18 protein-coding genes are annotated in these 22305 nt (G+C 45.3%); 4 read left to right on the forward strand and 14 right to left on the reverse strand.

The features are described from left to right. Positions 1–2 precede the first annotated feature (2 nt). The 13 genes from MD536_RS09530 to MD536_RS09590 form a co-directional block, all read right to left on the reverse strand. Positions 3–1958 carry a ligand-binding sensor domain-containing protein gene (locus MD536_RS09530; protein WP_239598296.1) on the reverse strand — a complete coding sequence of 652 codons (1956 nt, stop codon included), beginning with the start codon at positions 1956–1958 and terminating at the stop codon, positions 3–5. A gap of 1 nt (position 1959) precedes the next feature. Then, positions 1960–3036, reverse strand: coding sequence for a dihydrodipicolinate synthase family protein (locus MD536_RS09535; protein WP_239598304.1), 1077 nt, complete (start codon positions 3034–3036; stop codon positions 1960–1962). 2 nt (positions 3037–3038) lie between these two features. Next, entirely contained in the window at positions 3039–4067 is a 1029-nt protein-coding gene (locus MD536_RS09540) for an NAD-dependent epimerase/dehydratase family protein (protein WP_239598306.1), read from the reverse strand. Positions 4068–4072: 5 nt separating this feature from the next. Beyond that, positions 4073–5284, reverse strand: a complete 1212-nt coding sequence (locus MD536_RS09545; RefSeq protein ID WP_239598308.1) for an NRAMP family divalent metal transporter — start codon at positions 5282–5284, stop codon at positions 4073–4075. After that, on the reverse strand, positions 5274–6749 hold the full coding sequence (locus MD536_RS09550) for a PQQ-dependent sugar dehydrogenase (RefSeq protein WP_239598310.1): 1476 nt from the start codon (positions 6747–6749) through the stop codon (positions 5274–5276). The genes MD536_RS09545 and MD536_RS09550 overlap by 11 nt, the downstream gene beginning before the upstream one ends. After that, positions 6746–8200: a BNR-4 repeat-containing protein gene (locus tag MD536_RS09555; protein ID WP_239598312.1), complete on the reverse strand. Its 1455-nt coding sequence runs from the start codon at positions 8198–8200 to the stop codon at positions 6746–6748. Before MD536_RS09555 ends, MD536_RS09550 begins: the two co-directional genes overlap by 4 nt. Before the next feature lie 16 nt (positions 8201–8216). Then, entirely contained in the window at positions 8217–9683 is a 1467-nt protein-coding gene (locus MD536_RS09560; RefSeq protein ID WP_239598314.1) for a RagB/SusD family nutrient uptake outer membrane protein, read from the reverse strand. A gap of 18 nt (positions 9684–9701) precedes the next feature. Next, positions 9702–13154: a TonB-dependent receptor gene (locus tag MD536_RS09565; protein WP_239598315.1), complete on the reverse strand. Its 3453-nt coding sequence runs from the start codon at positions 13152–13154 to the stop codon at positions 9702–9704. A 132-nt stretch (positions 13155–13286) separates the two neighbouring features. Next, a complete protein-coding gene (locus tag MD536_RS09570) occupies positions 13287–14441 on the reverse strand; it encodes a FecR family protein (protein WP_239598318.1) in 1155 nt (384 codons plus the stop codon). A 61-nt stretch (positions 14442–14502) separates the two neighbouring features. Next, entirely contained in the window at positions 14503–15075 is a 573-nt protein-coding gene (locus MD536_RS09575) for an RNA polymerase sigma factor (protein ID WP_239598319.1), read from the reverse strand. 48 nt (positions 15076–15123) lie between these two features. Further along, positions 15124–16362 carry a glycoside hydrolase family 88 protein gene (locus MD536_RS09580; protein ID WP_239598321.1) on the reverse strand — a complete coding sequence of 413 codons (1239 nt, stop codon included), beginning with the start codon at positions 16360–16362 and terminating at the stop codon, positions 15124–15126. A gap of 62 nt (positions 16363–16424) precedes the next feature. Next, positions 16425–17276 (reverse strand): universal stress protein, encoded by an 852-nt coding sequence (locus MD536_RS09585; RefSeq protein WP_239598323.1) that lies wholly within the window; start codon positions 17274–17276, stop codon positions 16425–16427. Positions 17277–17285: 9 nt separating this feature from the next. Continuing rightward, positions 17286–18125 (reverse strand): universal stress protein, encoded by an 840-nt coding sequence (locus MD536_RS09590; protein ID WP_239598329.1) that lies wholly within the window; start codon positions 18123–18125, stop codon positions 17286–17288. Positions 18126–18230: 105 nt separating this feature from the next. Between MD536_RS09590 and MD536_RS09595 the strand changes: the two genes are divergently transcribed. From MD536_RS09595 to MD536_RS09610, 4 genes are all read left to right on the forward strand, one after another. After that, positions 18231–19523 (forward strand): O-acetylhomoserine aminocarboxypropyltransferase/cysteine synthase family protein, encoded by a 1293-nt coding sequence (locus MD536_RS09595; protein ID WP_239598331.1) that lies wholly within the window; start codon positions 18231–18233, stop codon positions 19521–19523. Positions 19524–19630: 107 nt separating this feature from the next. After that, positions 19631–20581, forward strand: coding sequence for a glycoside hydrolase family 5 protein (locus MD536_RS09600; protein ID WP_239598333.1), 951 nt, complete (start codon positions 19631–19633; stop codon positions 20579–20581). Between the two features lie 96 nt (positions 20582–20677). Then, a complete protein-coding gene (locus MD536_RS09605) occupies positions 20678–21004 on the forward strand; it encodes a hypothetical protein (protein ID WP_239598335.1) in 327 nt (108 codons plus the stop codon). Between the two features lie 91 nt (positions 21005–21095). After that, entirely contained in the window at positions 21096–21395 is a 300-nt protein-coding gene (locus MD536_RS09610; protein WP_239598337.1) for a hypothetical protein, read from the forward strand. An 86-nt stretch (positions 21396–21481) separates the two neighbouring features. On the opposite strand, the gene MD536_RS09615 is transcribed toward MD536_RS09610, so the two are convergent. Continuing rightward, entirely contained in the window at positions 21482–22276 is a 795-nt protein-coding gene (locus MD536_RS09615; RefSeq protein ID WP_239598339.1) for a M57 family metalloprotease, read from the reverse strand. Positions 22277–22305 lie beyond the last annotated feature (29 nt).

The raw sequence follows: 22305 nt of genomic DNA on the forward strand, positions 1-22305 counted from the left end.
TGTTAGTTTTCACTCACCTTATAACGCCACAATTCTGTATTGCGTTTGAAATATAAGTCGCCTTTTTCATCCATTGCCAGCAAACTCGCATTTTCTTCCAGCATTTTTACTTCGAATGATTTGGGGTCGATTCGGAACAACCAGTTGCCTCCTGTTCCATAAATATATCCATTCGAATGATTCACCAGGAAAGCACTTCTCCAGATATGCCCACCACGGGATGGAGGTTCATGAATTCGTTGGGTACGAAGCACTTCTTTCAGGACTGGATCAAAAATGAATAAAAGACCATCTGCCAGTCCCCATATTTTTCCATCCTTTGCTTTCATCAGTCCTGTAATTGCCATTGCTCCAGGTAAAGGCGCGATATCAAACAACTTCTGTTTGGTATCCGGATTCCAGCCAACCAACCTTGCTTCCACTGCTGTTGGTTTTGCTCCTAATCCACCACTGATCGAACTTCCCATGATAACCATATCATGCACCGACACAAGGCTGACAATGGATTGATCCGGGATGATATTCACGATCGCATCCAGCTGTTGTTTTTCCAGGTCGTAACTTACCAGGGCTCCTCCCAACTGTCCGTAATCCGGTACAGTTCCAAAAAACACTTTCTTGCGATCTGTTAAAGGGAGTACTGCAAAAGCCCGACTCTGACCCGGCACCTGTCCCAGGTGTTTGGGGTTCCCCTGTTTGGGATCCCAGGGTAATTGAGTGTTGTAATAATAATAATGTCCATGCGGATAGATCCCCATGAAAATAATATCACCTGAATAGGCCATGCCTTCTGTTTGTTCCAGTCCTTTGTAAGGAGTTGTTACGCCGGTTGCCGGATCAAAAGCTGCATGTCCTCCCGCGAGGTACCCACCCATCCAGATTCTTCCATCCGGGCCCTTCATCATGGATTGAATTGGAATCGGTTGACCAGGTACATCGAGTTTATGGGTACTGGCTTTTTTATTTTTCACTGCAACCTGATGATAAACCGCATTGGATGTAAGCAAACTCAGTTTCTTTTTTCCATCCCAGCGAAACGCGTTGGCACTTCCCCTGGTTTCGGTTATGGGTTGGGGTAAGCTTCCTTTTTTTGTCAGATCCAACTGATAGAGTTTTGATTTCATCGTGTAATAGATAACAGCTGAACCCGGTTCCTGGACAATTGTTTTCATATCGATTCCTTCCAATTCTCTCTCTACCTGCATGGTATTCAGATTGATTACCAGTGTCAATTGTCCGCCTGTCAGCAACGCGAGCAGGTAATCCGGACCTTTATCCTGGTAAACGATTTCCAATCCATATACAAATTCTTTCTCCTTGTATTTCTCTGGAAGAAGCTCTCTTTTACTGCCTGTCCTGGTATCAATTTCAACCAGGTGAGCATGCGAGCCTACACCAGCATAAAGTTTATCCGTTTTTTTATTGAATTCGAGACTTCTTACATAGTTCTCACTTTCCACTAAAGGTCCATTTCCGAGGTCCCTGAAACCCTCCTTTGGGTGATACCGGAATACCCGGCATCCCGGATAAGTGGCACCAAACAACTCACCCTTCTTGCCAGTTGTCAAACTCCATACATAGGTTTGACCAGGTAATACGAGTCCCAGGTTCTCTACTTCCTGTGTACCTGGCTTGTGCCGGAACAGATACCCACTGGCACCTGGCACATACAGCCAGCCATCTTCCGACCAGGCCATATCCCAGGCGCCATCTGCCCCGGGTAATGGCTGATCCACCAGCAGCTTTCCGGTTTCAGCTTCATATCCCAACAGATGGGCAGGCTCACCGCGAACTACTGTATAAATCCAGTTGCGTTTATTTGTATCCGTTATAATAATACTACCCTGGATCATGGCAGCACGGAGTTGAGGACCAAGGTTGGTGCATGCAGATTGCCCTTTCACTGTTTGTGTACAGACAATGAATAAAAGGACAATCCAGTATATGAATGATTTCATGTTAGGATAACAAATCGGACTGTTGAGATAAAAATTCAGTTACAAAAGCATCATCGTTCATATGCGGATAGGCTGTATACACCCTGGTGATTTCATCCGCCTGTCCTTCAGACAATTGCTCTTTTTCATTGAGGCACCAGGTTCCTTTTAATAGTCCCTGTCTTCTCAGTACTTCATGAATACCAGGAATACAACCATGGAAATCATGAGCAGGATCAAAGATCGAAGCATTGACATCGGTAAGGTGTACTCCTTCTGCCAGTAAGTCTGCACGATTGTGTGAAGTATCAGCCCGTACAGCTTTAATCCGATCTAACAACTCAACTGCTTTACTGGTCCAGATGGCCCATTGCCCCAACAATCCGCCTGCAAAGTTTTTTTCTACCCACTGCCCATTGATATTGAACCGGAACGGAGTGATCAGATCAGCAATGATATTATCATCATTCCCGGTGTATAAGGCGATGGCATCCTTTCTCGGTGAAGCTGCTACTGCCCTCACCACATCCAGTGTACAATACCGGTTAAAGGCAGCCACTTTGATGGCGACTATGCTTTCAATAGCTGCGAATTCTTCCCAAAATGAATAGCTGAATATTCTTCCACCGACAGCCGGTTGCAGGTAAAACCCAAATACAGGCATAATGGCCGCCACTGCTCTTGTTCTTTCCAGTAAATCTTTTTCTGAATAATGAGAAAGCCCACCCATACTGAGCAAACCAATATCATACCCCAAAGAAGCTGCGAGCTTTGCTTCTGCAACTGCCTGGTCTGTTGGTCCGCAGATGCCTGCCACCATAATAAAAGGGCGCTGTAGGTTGGCGGATTCTACTTCTTGCATTGCCATACGCAATACTGTTTCGTAAAGATTGATCTTCGGATCACGGATTTCAAACTGAGTGGAGTGAACGCCCACTGCCATCCCACCTGCTCCACTGGCTATATAATATCTGGACAGCAATCGCTGTCTTTTTTCATCGAGCTTACGATCCGCAGTAAGTGCTAACGGATGCGCAGGAATTACTGTCCCTTCCTGTAAAAGCGCAGCCAGGACCGGCTTTAATTTCTTTTGTTCCATGTTTAGAATTGTCCTTTTCGTTCCTGAAAATGAGTAGCTTTTCCAAATGTGTCGCCACCCTGTTTGATCCACTCTGCCGTTATATCAATAATATCCCGGATGGTAATGCGTGGGTAACCGAATAGCTGGTGACAGGCAGATGCATTGTTAAGTAATGCCGTAGGTTCAGGCTCTCCAACAAATACGGGGTGCTTGTCAAATTGTTTTCCGAATTGGTCTGCGATCCATTGTACCGATAACAATTCCGGACCGGTAACATTCAGTATACGAGCCGGACTGCTGCAATGTCTCAAAGAACGGATAGCAATCTCATTGGCATCACCCTGCCAGATAACGTTTACGTTTCCTGAACTCAGATCAATGGCCTTGCCTTCCCATACAGATTTGGCGATTTCCAATATCACACCGTATCTGAAATCAACTGCATAATTGAGGCGATAGATCAGGGTAGGAGTATTGTTCTTTTCTGAGAAATACTGGAAGATGCGCTCGCGGCCCAAACATGATTGTCCATATTCACCAATAGGCTCAGGAGTAACGGATTCATCTAATCCTCCTTTGTGCAGTGGCGCAAACGGATATACATTACCGGTAGAAAATGCAACAATCCTGGAAGTTTTGAATTTTTCGGCTACACGTCCGGGTAAGTAACTGTTCATCGCCCAGGTAAAAGCTTCTTTACCTGTGGTACCAAATTTTTGTCCGGCCAGGTAAATCACATTCTCAATCTCAGGTAATTGCTGCAGGGCTGTATCATCCAGCAAATCCACGGTGATGGTTTCCACCCCGTTGGCTTCCAGTTCTTCTTTGAGACCAGTTTCAGAAAACCTCGATGCCCCAATTACTTTTTTGGAAATCCCGGCTGCCCTGATTGCTTCCACCGCCAGTTTTGCCATACTTGGCCCCATTTTGCCACCCACGCCCAACAACAGGATATCCCCATCAATCTGTTTAAGGTCATCGATTAATGCTGCGGAAGGTGCGAGTAAGCGCTTTTCCCAATTCAGCAAATCAGTTTTTCGGTCAGTCATGCTTGCTATTTTATAAAGAGTTCGTAAAAATTAAAAACTGCCAGTACGGTGATTAGTAGCCAACCCAGGTAACCCACCAGGGATTGATACCGGGTATTCACTTTTGATCCCATGATCGTTTTATCATTGGCAATGCTCAGCAGCGCAAATCCAATAAAGGGTACCAGGAAAATGGTGATACTTTGCGCGAGTATAATCATCTCGAGAGGTAATTTTCCAAAAAGCACCGCCACTGTTGCACCGATTATCATTACAATTGCAATCAGGAATTTTACTTTAGTATCACGAAAACCATCGCCCCAACCCAGTGCATCTCCCATCAGACTTCCTCCTACGGTAGCGTTACCGACAAGAGAGGAAAAAGAAGCACCAAAGAGTCCCAAATAAAATAATCCGGATGCATATTCTCCATACAATGGCTCCAGTGCCTTAGCCATCCCGGCGGCATTGGTAACCTGTATCTGTTGGGGATTCAACACAGCAGCGGCACAGATCAATACCACTGCACTCATGATGCCTAAAATAAGAATGCCTGTAGTTGCGCTTGAACTTCCATTGGATGAATAAGGCTTTAACCGCCTGCGTTCTCTTTCCAGGTAGGCTTGATAAACAGCTCCCACAATGGAGAAACAGGAAGCAATGAAAGCGATAATCAGGCCGGTTGATCCTGTTGGTACAGAAGGAACCAATCCCGATACAATGCCCGATAAGGAAGGCTTTGCCATAAACAGGGTGGATGCAAATGCAAACAACATCAATCCAACCAACGCAATCATCAGTTTTTCCAGAATCGAATAAAAACTTCGAAAGAAAAGCAGCCCGATTGAAACCCCCGTAAACAAAAGTATCCATCCATTGGGTTTGGTATCGGTAGATTCAGCAAGTGAGATGCCCAAACCAATGGCATTGCCCGCCTGGAAAGAGGCAGTTACCAGAAAGATGCCAAACCCAATCGCGATGGCTGCTGCATTGCCCCATTTCTGACGGAGCACAGAAAGAAAACTACCCGGCGCATTTGCTCCAACGCGGGCTCCCATATTGGCATAACTGATCATAAAAAAGATGGCCACTACTATAATCCAGGTTAGCCCATAGCCGTATTCAGCTCCCAGCCTGGAAGTGATGGTCATTTTACTGGGACCAAATACCAATGCCGCCGTAATAATACCCGGACCCAGCCTGGATAACCAGTTTGTAATAGCAGTTTTATCGGTCATTTCTATTATTTCGTATATACGTTGTTGTTATATCAGACGATTCATTGGACCAGGATTGTCGGATATAGGACAATACAGCAGCCAGTTCTTCATCGGACAAAAAAGCAAAGGATGGCATCTGATTTTTCCCCTTCAGGACAAGCTGCAGCAGTTTCATTTTATCTCCTGTAACTGTTTCATTCTTTAACAGGGAGGGAAATATATCCATTACTCCTGTCCCATCGGGTTTATGACAGGATGCGCAATAGCGGAGATAGAGCCCTGCACCATCGTTGGTTTCCTGAACAAGTGCCGGCTTCGACTTCAATAAATTTCCTTTTCTCTCCGTAGCCAGGCGTATTTGCAAAATACGATCATCTGTTGACTTTGGAAAACCGGGAGCCGGATTCCAGTCGCGATTACTGGTGGATAGATAAATAATACCCTTATCTGAAACTGCAATAGAGCGCAGCCTGCCAAATACAGAATCCAATAAAATCTCTTCAGAAAGAACTTTTGTACCAGTGCTATCCATTTTTATTTGACGCAGACTTTTCGCTTTCAGCGTTACGAGTAGTATACTGTTTTGCAAAGCAGGAAGCTGCGCCGATTCATAATACAAGATTCCGGCTGGCGCAATGGTAGGCGTCCATGCGAGTAATGGTTCCTGCTGGTTGATTAGTTGGTGAACTTTCTCCTTTTCTGTATCCAGGTATCCTTCTATCAATGGCCATCCATAGTTGCGCAATGGTTGCAGCAGGTTCAACTCATCGTCAGTAGCTTCACCATGCTCTGAGCTGTACCATTGTCCGCGCGAATTTTCCGCAAGTCCCTGCATATTACGAAAACCCCAGGCCCAAACTGGGGAACCTGGTATTGGGTTATCAGCAGGAATGGATCCATCCCGATTCAGTCTTAGTATTTTCCCATTCAGCGATGTACTATCCTGTGCATTCCCATACACATATGCATCGCCGGTAGCCCAGTAAACCAAACCGTTATGAGCTATTTTCACCCTTGATCCATTGTGTGCGGTATTTCCTGGAATTTCAAGTAAAAGCGTTGGATTTAACAGGCTATCTTCTATTAATTCATACCGAACCAACCTGCTTGTAATAAGGCTGTCTTGCTTATAGGTATAGTTAAGAAATGCCTCAATGGTTCCATCCTTTTCCTGGTAAAGATCCATACCAAGTAATCCCGCTGTTCGCTTAAACCAGACTTCAGGAAGTACAAGCAGGGTATCCACCACACCGGTTTTTGTATCAAGCCGGCAAACCCTTCCTTCCTGTTCTGTAAACCACAGCATATCATCCGGCCCCCAGCATAGTTCCCAGGGCACATTGCGGTTAACAGCCAGTTCATGCACTCCCAGCAAACTGCCTTCCGTTTCAATAGTAGCAATCTGGGGAAAAACTTTTTCATCCCTGCCTGTACAACCGGCAAGTAAAAGCAAGATACTAACAGTAACTAGTAACCGAATCATCTTATTCTGCGAGGTTTAACCTGGTTTTTTTTCATTTTCACTGGCAATTGATATACACGACCTTCCCGGTCTGAAAAATAGAGCCTGCTTTCAGAAGGTTGACGACCATGCCCATCTGCCCAAAAAGCATAAAAATCAGGATGTGTGCGAACCGGTTTTCTCGGATAACAATGATTGTATAAACTTGAGCTTGTCAGTTGTTTGGCTCGCCATGTTTGTCCCGCATCATTGGATTCCCATTGCACGATTTCACCACCTGTGTTATAGGCCTGCGGACCTGTTGCAGTTGGACCTACTACTACCCAGCTTCCATCGGATTCTATGTAAAGGGAACCCATATCGTAATTATTATCTGATTCGGTTATTTTGCTGATCTGCCATTCCGTACCGGTGAAAGCAGCCGTAAACCATTCCTGCGGACCGCTTTTTGGTCCTGCTTCATAAGAGGTACTTGTAATATATAAAATAACCGGATGGCCTTCCGCCGTAAAAGCCAAATCATTTATATAAACCAGCTTACCCTCAGCTGCATAGTCTTTTACCAATGCCGGATTATCAATAGCAGCAACCGGTAATGACACTGTTTCACCTTTTGCATTCTGCCAACTGTTTCCAAAATCACTGGTTTCCAGGTAATACAGATTGGTCCGATAATTCAAACCGTTTTCTTTTGGTTTTATGGGATGATAATTGAAACTGGTGGCCAGTTTCTTACCCCACTGACCGCTTGTTTGATAATGCCCTTCTTCAATGGCAGCTATATCCATCCATTCGCCATAACTAAGACCATCTTTACTTTTCATGTAGGAGATCGTTCTGCGTGGCTTGGAAGGCTGACCCGGAATTACTTTTCGGTCATAATGCGTAAATAGATTCAAAAAGCCACTATCTGGAACCACCCAGGCCTGCAGGTAGGAAAAATTATCCAGCGGCCACGTAGTTCCATTGACCTGCTTTGTCGCCGGCACCCGTTCAAATTCAGAGATATCATAAGGCTTCTTACTCTTATGTACATACGAAACCGTACTGGTTCCATGGGAAGTGGAAAACAACCAGAGGTAGCCCTGCTGATCAATATTCAAAACCGGGTTGTCATGGGCATCATTGGTTTTTTTGTCCAGTACCAGTGTGGGACGAGGCACTTTTCCTGTTTTATGATCAAAATAAGAAACCATGTGCAGGAGGGTTTTACCAGCGGCATCAGTTCCACCATAACAGAAAAAAGTCTTGTTCACCTCCGGCGAATAAACAGAAAATGGGTAATGATTAGCGGGATAGGTTCCTAATCCGCCACTGTATTTATACACATATTCATCACCCGAAGGCTGGTTGCTGTACCAGATACCCCGATACCCATTTACTACCTGGTTTAGGGTTATAGACGTATCTATGTTGCCGGCGCATAGAAATGCCCGGCAACATAGAACTAGTAAAACACAAATTCTGATCAAGAGAAAAAATTTTCGGTTATTGATACCCGGGATTCTGTGTGATCTTCGCGGGATTGATATCGATTTGCAATTGTGGAATCGGATAGAGTAACTGGTGTGGCTGAATGGTGATGCCATGTTCGGCCATCACCTCAATGGCTCTTCCTGTTCTTACCAGATCAAACCAGCGATGGTTCTCAAATGCCAGTTCTACTCTTCTTTCCTGTTCAATCGCCAGGCGGAATGCTGCCTGGTCTGCTACTTGCAGGGAAGGTTCAGCATTCACCGCGGTTTTATCAGCTAACCCAGCTCTTCTGCGAACCTGGTTCAGGAAACCAAACGCTTCACCATCCGCAACAAATCCCTGTTCATTCAGCGCTTCTGCATACATCAGCAGTACATCTGCATACCGCAATACCGGCCAGTTATTATCGGCGTCATTTGCCTGGAATGGAATATCCAGGTATTTGGTGATGTATTTTACCGGAACAAACGTATTCCCGCTCATATAACCCTGGGCCAGGGATAAATCCTTACGCAAATCACCAGCTTCATACGCATCCGACATATCCTGGGTAGGAATATTATATCCCAATCCTGCTCCAACTTTACTTACAATCACACCGGAACCCCTGGGAGCAAACTGGTTGGTAAACGGGCTTCCTTCCCCGGTGCCACCTTTTTTGAATTGTACTTCAAAAATAGATTCGCGGTGATTTTCATTGGTCACTTTCCAGAGATCGCCATAATTCGCCAGCAGCATGTATTTATTCTCAGCGGTATTATCAATGATCTCTTTTAGTTTAGCAGCCGCCAATCCCCATTGTTTGTTTGTCAGGTATACTTTGCCGAGTAAAGCCTTAGCTGCTCCGGAGCTTGCTCTTCCAATATCAGCGCCTGTATAACTTACTGGCAATTTGCTTTCCGCATCCTGAAGATCTGCAATGATTTGCTCATATACTTTCGCAACCGGTTCCCGCCCATAGGCATATCCTTCTTCAGGTGATTTGATTTCATTTAACACCAATGGGATATCACCAAACGTGCGTACCATGTTGAAGTACATCAGGGACCGAAGGAATTTCACCTCGCCGATATACCTGTTTTTCAGGTTAGCATCCATGTCAATGGCATCAATCCGGTTGAGAATAATATTACACTGTGCGATACCGCGGTAATGATCATTCCACATGCCATTCAAGAGAGTATTGCCCGACTGGTTGGTGAAAATATCAATCTCGACTACATTCAATCCGGTTTGTACATCCAGGATTTCAGTATTGTCAGAACGAACTTCCGCCACTTCATGTAAGGCACTCCAGTATTGACCACTGTATTGCAAAGCGCCATACGCTGCATTCACGGCCAGTTTCATATCAGCCGCAGATTTGTAAAAATTCACGCTGTTATTTTGAGAGATGGGCGCCAGCTCAATGAAATCCTTGCTGCAGCCTGCCATACTCAAACTTATAACTGCGGTTGTATAGATAAGAATTCGTTTCATGTTTCGTCAGTTTTGTGATTAGAAACCAAGATTTAATCCAAGTGTAAACGTGCGTGCTACCGGATAACCTCCATAGTCAACACCCGGTGTCAGGGTACTTGCACCAGTTACACTCACTTCGGGATTATATCCTCTGTAGTTGGTAAATGTGTGCAGGTTTTGCGCACTTACATACAGGCGCGCAGATCGTGCACGAATTGCAGCAGCTAGTTTCTCATTCAGGTTATAGCCCAAAGAAATATTCCGGATCCGCAGGAAGGATGCATCCTCCACGAAAAGAGAAGTAATATTTGCACTCGCATTGCTGCTGGTATAACGTGCCAGGTCGCGGTTCAGGCGGGGCACATTCCCTTCACCCGGATCCTGTGCTGAACGCCAGGCATTCAACATATCCGCAGAACCATTTCCGGTTCCTGCATAGTTGGCATAAAAACGGCGACCCAGATTCAACACTTCAAATCCCTGTACTCCCTGCAACAAAATATTCAATTCAAATCCTTTGTAGGAGAAACTGTTATTGATTCCGAAGGTCATATCCGGAAAAGGATTCCCGAGGATGGTGCGATCATCGGTGGACAATACACCATCTCCATTGATATCTTCAAACTTCAAATGACCGGGACGGGAATCTGCAAACTTCGGACTCTTTTCCAGGTCCGCTTCATCCTGATAAACACCTATCACTTTATAACCATAAAAATTACCCATTGGCTGACCAATCTCTGTTTTATGGCTGGAGTTCAATTGATAGTTTCCGAAAATCGGTGCACCTTCAGGTCCCAGGGCTAATACTTTGTTACGATTGAAAGAGACGTTGATATCGGTATTCCATTTGAATGCACCTACTGTGTTTTTGGTAGCAAGGCTCAGTTCAATACCATGGTTGCGGATTTTTCCAATGTTTTGTGTAGCAGTGGTAAATCCAGTGAGTGAAGGAACCGGTACATTCAATAATAATTTGGAAGTACGTTTATCATAATAATCAGCAGTTAACGATACCCGGTTATTAAATACAGCCAACTCAAAACCAAGATCAAGCTGCTTGTTCATTTCCCAACCGAGGTTCACATTACCAAATGTACTTGGATACAAACCATTCACTTCCTGTCCTGATCCTGTACCCAGGATATAATTCTGTGCAGACAACAACGCAATATGTGCATAGTTACCAATAAAATTATTTCCGGTTACACCATAACTGGCCCGAAGACGTAATTCATCCATCCAGTTAATACCCCTCATAAAAGATTCATCAGAAATTCTCCAACCGGCAGAAACTGACGGGAACGTACCCCATTTGTTGTTAGCACCAAAACGGGAGGAGCCATCGCGACGAATAGTGGCTGTCAACAGGTACTTGCGGTCGAAGCTGTAGTTCACACGGGCCAGGTAAGAAAGCAGTGCCCACTGTTGTTGATCAGAACTACCTCCATTAATGATTCCAGCATTGATGGTCTGAACATTATCATTTGGGAAATTGGTAGCGGATACAAAATTGCTTTCGAAATTATCTTTCTGTGCCGTATAACCGAGTAAGGCATCAAACTGGTGACGATCAAGAGATTTTTTATAGGCCAGTGTGTATTCCGATAACCAGTTGATAGATTGGTTCGTAGTGGAAGTTCCAATAGGAATCTGTGGCGGCGGTGCACCATCCCGTCCCACAATAGAAGGAATAAAGGTTCTGTTTCTTCCTGATGCAAAATCAGCACCTACTAATACTTTAAATTTCAAGTCCTTCATTAATTCCACTTCCGCAAAACTGGTTCCAAGCAACCGCATGCGGTTCCATTTGTTCACACGCTCTTTAGCTGATTTCACCGGGTTCTCCACACTACTGAATCCATAACCGAGATTGAGGGCGTGCGTATACGAACCATCCGGATTATAAACCGGCAGATGAGGAGCCATCAGCAAAGCAGAGAGGATCACTGCACCACCACTCCAATGGCCTTCCGCTTCTACTACATCACTGGTGGTAAAACTGGGAGTAAGGTTTGCGCCAACTTTAATGCGATCAGAAACCTGCGACTCCACATTCAACTTAAAACTATAGCGTTTGAAATTGCCATTGATCACAACACCGTCCTGGTCGAGATAACCGGCCGACATATAATATTTTGTTTTTTCATTACCACCAGAGAAACTTAACTGAACATTTCTGATCGGCGCTTTCTGAAAAATCTCATTCTGCCAGTCGGTGCCCTTTCCTAGCGCTGCGGGGTCAGCTAAAAATGGAGGAAGGCGATACAATACATTATTACGTACCGTGTTGTCATCTGTAACAGAACCGCCCCGGTCCACCCAGGCATTGTTGCGGGTTTCATTTACATAGTTGGCAAATCCTTCCGCATCCAGCATATCAATTTTCTTTGCCACTTCCTGGAACCCGGTAAACATATCCAGGTTCACGCGGGAAGTGCCCGACTTACCCGATTTGGTCGTGATAATGATAACTCCATTTGAACCTCTTGAACCATAAATCGCAGTAGCAGAAGCATCCTTCAACACCTGGATGGATTCAATATCATTCGGATTGATTGTATTAAGCGGGTTATTGGTTTGGTTGTAATCACTGGTAACAGGGAAACCATCAATTACATACAGCGGTTCATTACCTGCAGTTAGGGATCCTGCACCCCGAACCCGAACAGTAACACCACCACCGGGAGTACCCGTAGTTTGAGCAACCTGTACACCGGCTATTTGTCCGGCTAAAGCTGCATCCATTGAAGCAACTGGCTGGTCCTTGATTTTTTTGGAAGGCAAGGAAGCCACTGCGCCGGTGATATCTTTTCTTTCCTGGGTACCATAACCTACTACCACAACCGATTTGAGGCTGTTGTCGTCTTCTTTTAATACAATGCGGATAGCCTGGTTTTGTTTCAACACCAGTTCCTGCATCAGGTAACCGGTATAGGTAATCACCAGCACCGTTCCATCCGGAAGATCCGGAATGGAAAATTCTCCATCCGCATTGGATACTGTAGCATTGTTGGTCCCCTTTACCCGGATGGTTGCACCCGGCATGGGATTACCGCGTTCATCCACTACACGCCCTTTAATATCAACAGGCGGTAATTCTGGTAATGGATTTTTGATTTCCGTTTGTTTCCGAACCACCACAATGGTTTTATTATCGATGGCATAACTGAAAGGCTGATTTCGGAACAGCTCTTCCAGTGCGGTTTTCAATGGCACATTCTTCAACCGGATGTTGAAAGGAGTAGCATTTTTCAATTCATTGTAGCGGTAAAAGAAAAAATAGCCGGATTGCTCGCCGATTTCGGCAAGCGCTTTTTCCAGGCTGATATTCTTACCTGTCAGGGTTACATTTTGTGAGAAGCCATTGGCACTAAGTTGCAGGCATCCCAGCAATAAAAAGGCAGCAGTCAGTTTCATGTACAAAACCGTTTTGAGAGCCGGTTCCCCGATCATCTGTCGGAGCCGGCCGATAACGTTAATTTGCATACATTTGAGCAGTTTGGTTAAGAAATAGAATCTTTCGCGAGACTCTTTATCATCTGATCCAAGCGACCTGAAAGGGTCAAAACCGGTTGTGTTGGTAGCACTTCCGGTTTTTTGTATCAGTTGATTAATTCGTTATTTACTTCCTACAATTATCTTTCGGTTTTCAATTTTGAATTGTACTTTACTCAGTTCAAGTATCCTTAACACACCGGAGATATTTTCACTCCGGTTGATCTTACCTACAAAGAGATCTGTTGGTACAGCACCATAGTATTCCACTTCTACATCATACCATCTTTCTAACTGGCGCATGATCGTTTTTATATCGGCCTTATTGAATTTGAAATAACCATTCTTCCAGGCAACCGCTTCCTCGGTATCTGCTTCATTAATTTGAATGCTTCCTGCCTGTATGCAAGCTGCCTGCTGACCTGGTTTAATCACCTGGCTGGAGGTTCCGGATTGTACTTTCACCTTTCCTTCCAGCAGGGTAGTGCGGGAAAGCGCCTCATCTTTATAGGCATTCACGTTGAAATGGGTACCCAGCACCTCCACGGTCTGGTAAGGTGTTTCGACAATAAAAGGCTGAGCTGCATTCTGGGCTACTTCAAAATAAGCTTCACCTGTTAATTTCACGCGACGTTCCTTCCCATTAAAACTTGCCGGGAATTGCAGACTGGTTGCTGCATTCAACCATACTTTAGTACCATCGGTCAGGGTCAGCCGGTATTGACCTGCCCTTGGAGTAGAGATCGTATTATACACAAGTGGAGCCGGTTCATTGGCTGCCTGGTTTTCATACACAATCTGACCATCTGCTGTTTTGTTGATGATGGCATTTGCCTGGCGGGATAACTCACCTTTTTGTGCATCATCCAGTAAAAGGGATGAACCATCCGCCAGCACAAGTACTGCGCGGTTAGTTCCAGGTGTAACATCTGTGCTCACAGGAGTTGATTGAACGTCTGCAACCTTTGGCCCCGAGGTGCTGTTTTGCATCCACCAGAAAATACCGGATCCTGCGGCCAGTACCAGTCCGGCTGCAATCAGCCAGCTACGAAGTCGCAACCTACGAACAGGCAGTACCTGTTCCTGGTGTGCAATAGCATGATCGATGGCATATTTGATCCGACCCTTTCGTTCATTGAGTTGTTCCTCAGAATTTGTTGGATCGGGCTCCATTAATTCAAATGCGTCGTAATAGGTATGTAAGAGTTCAATTTCATCCGGACTCGCATTGCCTTCCCGGTATTTTTTTAATAACCCACGTAAAAAAGAGTGATCCATACGTTACAACACTTTCTATATAGACCGGAAACTTGAAAAAAATCCCATGCGAATGGGAACTTTATTTCATAAAGAAAAGTATGGCCCAGAATAAGAGCGATTCCTTCAACTGTTGAACTGATTTTCCCAATTGGTTCTGAACCGTCTTTCTGGATAACTGAAGTTGCTCAGCAATTTCTGCTGTACTCAAGTCCTGTTCGTACCGCATCCGGAAGATTTGCTGCTGTGCCTTTGGAAGGCCGGAGATTACGTTTTCGTATAAACGCTTTAATTCTTTTTCAATGAGAGCCGCATCTGCAGCGCCTTTCTGGATGGTGATTTCTTCCAGGAGTTTATCAACAGGTAAGATCCTGTTTTCCTTTTCCATCCGCTTCAACACATTGTTGCGAACGGAAGTTAACAGGTAAGATTTCAGGTATTCGATTTGCAATTCCTGCCGCCGAAGCCAAAGTTGAAGGAAGATGTCCTGGGTAATATCCTCTGCTGCTGATTCATCCCGCAGTCTTTTGAAGGCAGCCTGGTAAGCGATCAGCCAATAACGTTCATAGAGTGTATCAAACGCCAGACTGTTATCGGTTTTCAGGGCTTCAAGTAATTCAGCGTCGGTTAGTATGGTCAGATTTTCCAGGGGCATTCGGTAGTTAAATTCAAATGTATTGTATTTCCGAACACGTTGCAATGACTATTTATTTCTTGCCAGCCAGCGATGCATGGCTTCCAGAAAATAATAATCTGCATAAATAAGTGGCACATTGATTTCTCTTCCTGCCGGCAAATTCCCAACACAGTTTTTTAAAACAAAATAAGGGTTGGCTTTGTCGGTATTCAGATAAGGTTCCTTGCTGAGTGAAACCAGGATATCGCTTGCAGCATTTTTATAATATTGCTGTTCTTCACCACTGCAATAATCACTTAATTCCAACAGGGCAGACGCAGCAATGGCAGCAGCAGAAGCATCCCGGGGAGTTTCAGGAAATTTTGATGGATCAAAATTCCAATCGGGCTGGTATCCCTCTTCACCAACATTAAAATCCCATAGCGGAACCTTATCAGTTGGAAGGTTCTTATGCTTTAGGAAAAAGTCAGCCAGTCCTTTCGCAGTAGTCAAAAAACTGCTGTCTTTGGTAAAGCGATAAACAGTTGTAAAACCATAGATGCCCCATGCCTGTCCGCGTGCCCAGGTTGATTCATCTGAAAAACCCTGCAGGGTCTGACGATGCAGGACTTCACCTGTTATTGTATCATAATTCACAACATGATAGGAGCCATAATCTTTACGTATGTGATTTTTCTGCGTGGTCTTTGCGTGTTGAACGGCAATGTTGTAAAAACCGGTATCACCTGTTTCTTTGGCAGCCCAGAAGAGCAGTTCCAGGTTCATCATGTTATCCATGATTACCGGGAAATTCCACAGGTTCTTTTTATCAATGGAAGGTCTGGCATTCCAGGATTGAATACTTCCAACAATGGGAGAATAACGCTGGCAAAGTGATTTCGCAGACTGAATAAGAATGGGTTTATAAGAGGTATCTCCTGTGATTCGCAGTCCATTTCCATAACTGGAAAACATCATAAAACCAATATCGTGGTGTTTGGTATTATACTGGTTCGATTCCAGGGAGGCGGTCCATTTGAGAGCTGCCTCTTTCCATTTTACATCACCGGTATATTCATACATATACCAGAGGGCGCCGGGCCAAAAGCCACCTGTCCATTCGTCGATTCCAAAATAGAAGAGCTCACCTTTAGGTGTAAACGAATGCGGATAACGGGAAAGGTCAGTTGCCGTTGCAAGCAGACTGTCGTATCGCTGGGCCGCCACCTTGAAACTGGAATCAATACTATCTTTCAGGGATGGTGATTTACACGCGAAAACAAAGCTGAACAGAGCAGCCATCAGAACAAAATGGAAATTTTTCATATCACAAGCTTCTCTATTCAGACCGCCGAAATCGAAAAACTCCCATTCAGTACCAAAAAAAATTATTCGCTATCTGGCACCATCAGGAAAGGATGATTGGTGAGATAGGCCATATGCCGGGTAAAACTTTCAAAGAGGAATTTTTGTAAAAAGTTCTTTTTCCTGCGAACCAGGGCCAGCAGGTCGTAGGGGATATCATCATCCAGGCGCTCCATCGCATCCACTATGGAAGAAGTTCGTATCAATTTAAACTCCATTGGCTGGTCAGCAAACTCCTCCTGCAATCGGGCAGCATATGCATCAAAACGCTCCTGCTCCAGGCGGGCATCATCCGGGGTGATATGGCCATCCATCAAACGGGTAACAGTAACCGAAGCATCAAATAGATTGGCTATTCCGGATAAGAGTGGTAAAGCAAGTTTATCAGCAGCCTGGTAGTCGGTGGCCAGCACCAGGGTCTTAGGTAATTTCCACTCATATCGTTCCGGGATCATTAGCACGGGCAAATCACTTTTTTCAATTACCCGGGAGGCGATGGTACCCACCAATGCTTTTTTCAAGCCACTTGCCCCCTGTGTACCCATGACAATCATATCAATGGCATTGTGTTCGGCAAAGCCCAGGATATTATTCACCACCGGAGATCGCCCGAGTACGGTTGAGATATTCAGTCCGGGATAATTTCCCTTGTATTTGTCCGCCAGCCGGTTGAGCTCTTTCACCAGGTCGGCTTCCATCTGTTGATTATAGGCAGAGAGTTTGGTCATATTATCAATATAACCCGACTCTACAGGGGAATACAAATGATACAGCACCACCGTACCACCTGTTCTGGATGCCAGTTCCAGCGCATATCGGAAGGCCCTTTCGGAGGTGGGGGAAAAATCGGTGGGAACTAAAAATCGTTTCAGCATACTACTAATTTAATGGTGAGCAATAAAGACCGGATTGTTTAACTCTTTTATCAGCGTATCAGCCATACTGGCCTTAAACCATCGTGAAAGATCAGATCTCCTGTATGCACCAACAACCAGTAATTCGTTGCCGCTGTTGTTGCGAACATACCCTTTGATCTGCTCTTCAGCTGATCCTCTCAGTTGAGTATAGGTGGCGTTGGGGAAAAATCTGCTAACAAAATCACGCATCAGTTTGTTATTGGGGAGGTGACTGGATTCGCTTTCCTGCTTTACGTTGACAATCTGAATTTTGGAGCTGGTTGCCATTCCTGGCAGGATATAACGGAAATGTTTAGCTGCAAATACAGCCGATGGTTTCCCATCATACAACACAAACACTTCATCCACCGGCTGGTAAGAAAGGGGAAGGATCAAAACGGGACAAAAACTGGAAGCCATCAGTTTCTGTAAAAAGACAGATGGGATAACTTCTTCTGCCATCGAGAAGCGTTCCTGTTTGCAGATAATGAGTAAATCTGCATAGGTGCTTTCTTCAAGAATCACCCGATCTGCCAATCTTTTATCGCGGTGAATAGAAAATGTGATTCCTGCTTTTTCACAGGCAGACTGAAACTGACTCACAGCTTCCTCTCTTTTGGCTTCATCCAGCTTGTCGAGATTTTCCACCGTTTGGTCTACATCACTGGCCCCCATGATCACCTTGTACATGTCATAACTGCGATAAGTTGGCTCCTCCGGAAATAAACCCACCAGCTGAGCCTGCTCCGACTGAGCCAGGCGGATCGCAAAATCAACCGTTCCCATAGAAAGTTGAAATCCATCCAGTACAAGCAGAAACTTTTTCATAGGTTTAAAAGTAGAATCTATACACTCCTTAAAAACTGATCCTGATCAATCGTACACTTGATTTAGAATTCCTAGTATATTTGTAGACATTCAAAAAAACAAACTATGGCCAAGCAACTCCGATTTGAAACCCTGCAGGTGCATGCCGGGCAGGAAGCTGATCCGGTAACCAAGTCCAGGGTGGTACCTATTTACCAAACAACCTCTTTTGTATTTGACAGTGCTGAACATGCAGCAAATCTGTTCGGACTGCGGGAGTTTGGTAATATCTATACCCGCCTGATGAATCCCACTACGGATGTATTTGAAAAACGGGTAGCGGCTTTGGAAGGAGGGGTGGCAGCATTGGCCATGGCATCCGGACAATCAGCACAGTTCATCACTTTCCAGAATATCCTGCAGCAGGGTGATAATATCGTGTCCTCTTCTTTTCTATATGGCGGCACCTACAACCAGTTCAAGGTGAGCTTTAAGCGCTTAGGCTTCGAGGTTAGATTTGCCAACGGAGATGATCCTGCTGATTTTGAATCCAAAATTGATGCCCGCACTAAGGCCCTGTATGTGGAAACCATCGGCAACCCCGGGTTCAGCATTCCTGATTTTGAGCGTCTGTCGGACATCGCCAAAAAACACAATATCCCATTGATCGTGGACAATACATTTGGAGCAGCAGGTTATCTCTGTCGCCCTATTGATTTTGGCGCGAATGTAATTGTTGAATCAGCAACCAAGTGGATTGGCGGACATGGAAACAGCATCGGGGGAATTATTGTGGATGCAGGCAATTTCAATTGGGGCAATGGCAAGTTTCCATACTTCACAGAACCGGATGAAGCTTATCATGGCATGAAATTCTGGGACATCTTCGGCTCTGGCGGACCATTTGGCAACATCGCCTTTATCATACGGGCAAGGGTAACCGGATTGAGAAGTCTGGGGCCTGCTGTGAGTCCGTTTAACTCTTTCCTTTTCCTGCAGGGACTGGAAACACTGAGCTTGCGGGTACAGCGCACCGTGGATAATGCTATGGAACTGGCGGAATGGCTGGAAAAGCAACCCCAGGTGGAATATGTCAACTACCCCGGACTCAAGAATAACAAATACCACGCACTGGCGAAGAAATACCTGCGCAATGGATTTGGTGGGGTATTGTCTTTCAAAATCAAAGGGGGTAAGGAAGCAGCTGATGCGTTTGTGAACAAACTCGAGCTGATCAGTCACCTTGCGAATGTGGGTGATGCGAAAACCCTGATCATTCATCCGGCCACTACTACCCATGAACAATTAAGTGAGGCGGAACAGAAATCTGCGGGAGTTGAGCCCGGATTGCTGCGTATCTCCCTGGGTATCGAACATATTGATGATATCAAGGACGATATCACCCAGGCCTTCGGATAAGCTTTTCCCTTTACCCGTCCGGTGGCACCGGACGGGTGGCCAATAAATTCAACACCACAGCAATGTGGTGTTTTTTTTGGAACTTACTGTTCACCAAACAACGATGCATGCGCCGCTATACTTTTCTTGTTCTGATTTTTCTGCCTACTCTCCTCCTTGCCCAACCCGTTAAAAAATATGGGCAGCTACAAGTAATCGGAACCCAACTCTGTGATCAGCAGGGACAGCCCATTATTCTAAGGGGTATGAGTTTTGGGTGGCATAATTTCTGGCCCCGGTTTTATACTGCCGGAGCTGTGAAATGGTTACACGAAGACTGGAAAGCAGATCTGGTGCGTGCTGCGATGGGGATTGAACCCAAACCTAACGGATACCTGCATGCGAAAGCGACATCCCTGAAAGCCATTGAAACTGTAATTAAGGCAGCGATTGAGCAAAACATCTATGTGATAGTCGACTGGCATTCGCACAATATTCAACTGGAAGAAGCAAAAGCATTTTTTAAAGAGATAGCAACTCGTTATGGCAAGTACCCACATATCATTTATGAAATTTTCAATGAGCCGGACCAGGAAAGCTGGGAAGAAGTGAAAGGGTATTCTGTTGAGTTGATTAAGACCATCCGTGCCATTGATACCGATAACATTATACTGGTGGGTAATCCGCATTGGGACCAGGATCTGCACCTTGTTGCGGATGATCCGATAAAGGGACAGACCAATATTATGTATACGCTGCATTATTATGCTGCTACGCATAAGCAGTTTCTGCGCGATCGGGGTGAGTATGCGCTGTCGAAAGGGATTCCACTTTTTATATCCGAATCCGCCGGCATGGAAGCAACAGGCAATGGTCCGCTGAATGAAGAAGAATGGAAGCGCTGGATCGACTGGTCAGAGAAAAACAAGATCAGCTGGGTAACCTGGTCGGTTTCAGATAAGGATGAAACCTGCTCTGTTTTGTATCCCTCCGCCTCCTCCGAAGGGGGCTGGAAAGAAACCGATCTCAAGCAATCCGGTATCCTAACCCGGCAGTTCCTGCGCCAATTCACCCAATAACCCCCACCCGTCCGGTGGCACCGGACGGGTGAAACGATTTAACAAAAATCTAAATAAGTAAGCGACTGGGGGCTAGTATCTTTGCATAATCAAAAAATGAAAAAGGTACTAACCATATTGCTCGGTCTTCTGTTCCTGTTGGCAAGTTTGCCGGGAGCAGCCATTCAGCAATTGGTGGATCCTGCTTCCCTGACTGAACTTACCAATAGTGGAGATCAACGATCTGCCACGGAAGAAAAGCAGGAGGAGCATTTCATTCATTACCGAAACAGGGTGCAGGCAGCTCAATTGCCGGTATCAACCTCTGTTCGTGTACAAGCGGTTGGTTCAACCAATCCTGCAAAACAGGAGCAGCTCAGCACCAATGTTCATTATGCACCAGGAGCTCCTCTCTATCTGCAACATCGAAGTTTCCTGATTTAGGCTGGTCTCACTACTTTATTTAACTGACGCATCTGATCAGATGACGCTCAGGCACCCCCGTATCTCATTTTTTATTTATCAAATAAACACCATGAAAAAGATTACATGTACTCTTTTAATAGCAGCATTGACATTCGGAACAACAATGGCACAGGACAAACTACCAGTAAAAGCTGCGCAGAAAGGATTTTATTCCATGAAAAACAAGGCAGCTGAACTGCCTTCCAATAAGCAGCCGGTAAGCGAAACCACCCTGAGCAGGAAAGCCCCGGAAGTTAAAAAAGGCTATTACTCCATCGGCCGGAACAATGAGAAATTACCAGCCCCCACCACCATCGTGGTAATCGGTGATATCTCTCCGGTAAGAAAAGGATACTATAGCATTCAGTAAGTTGAGAGGTTGAGGTTGGTTCCCATAAAGAGAGGCCGTTCGTGTACTACGAACGGCCTCCTTCATGCAAGTACGGATGGTGAGTGTTAGTATAAGAAAGCCAATGCCGTTTTATCATTGTTATTGAAAGGTCTGTTCTGACCGCTGCCAATACAAGCCAGCATCCAGGAATTGGGATCCGGTCCGGCTGGTGTACCGGGAATCAGAATAGCACCCACGGTTGAAGCGCCTTCATTAGCAGTTGAACCACCGCAGCTATAGGAGCGATCCATGTAATCGGTGTGACGGAAGCCAATGCAATGGCCAATTTCATGTGCCAGGATGGTAGCAACAGTAGCTTGGGGCTGGTTACCGATCTGGCGGGTAGCAACTAAAACCTGGTTGTAAGGATTTCCATTGCTGGTCGGAAATCCTGCGGAAGCCAGGTAACGTGCATTTCGGGGTGCAGCTTTAATAGCAATGCTGGCTCCTGAACTAACGCGCTGGAAGCTGAGCTGTAAATTTTCCGCATTGAAACGGGCGATTGCCTCATCAGTAGCTGCTACATAAGAACTTGGCAGTGCAGGATCCACTGAAATAGTAACAACCCTGGGCAATCCGGTAACCAGGTTGGTCGTGCGGTACTGCTCAGATTCTCCCACCCGCAAAATGGTTCCATTGTGAGCGCGTTTCAAATCTGAACCTGGAATGAAAATATCGCCTTCCACGATATAACCCCCTTCTGTGGCCATGATGTTCTGGGTTGAGAAGCCCATCGCTTTTACGCTGTTAATCACATCATTGGTGATGGTTTCTTCCTGTACGGGGGCGTCGTTTTTCTGACAGGAGGTAGCACTGAATAGCAGCACAGCAGCAGCTGCAACATAAAATTTGTTCAACATAGGTGTGTGTGTTTTTAGAAACTTAAAAT

The organism is Flavihumibacter cheonanensis (assembly GCF_022352215.1).
GTDB classification, from domain to species: domain Bacteria; phylum Bacteroidota; class Bacteroidia; order Chitinophagales; family Chitinophagaceae; genus Flavihumibacter; species Flavihumibacter cheonanensis.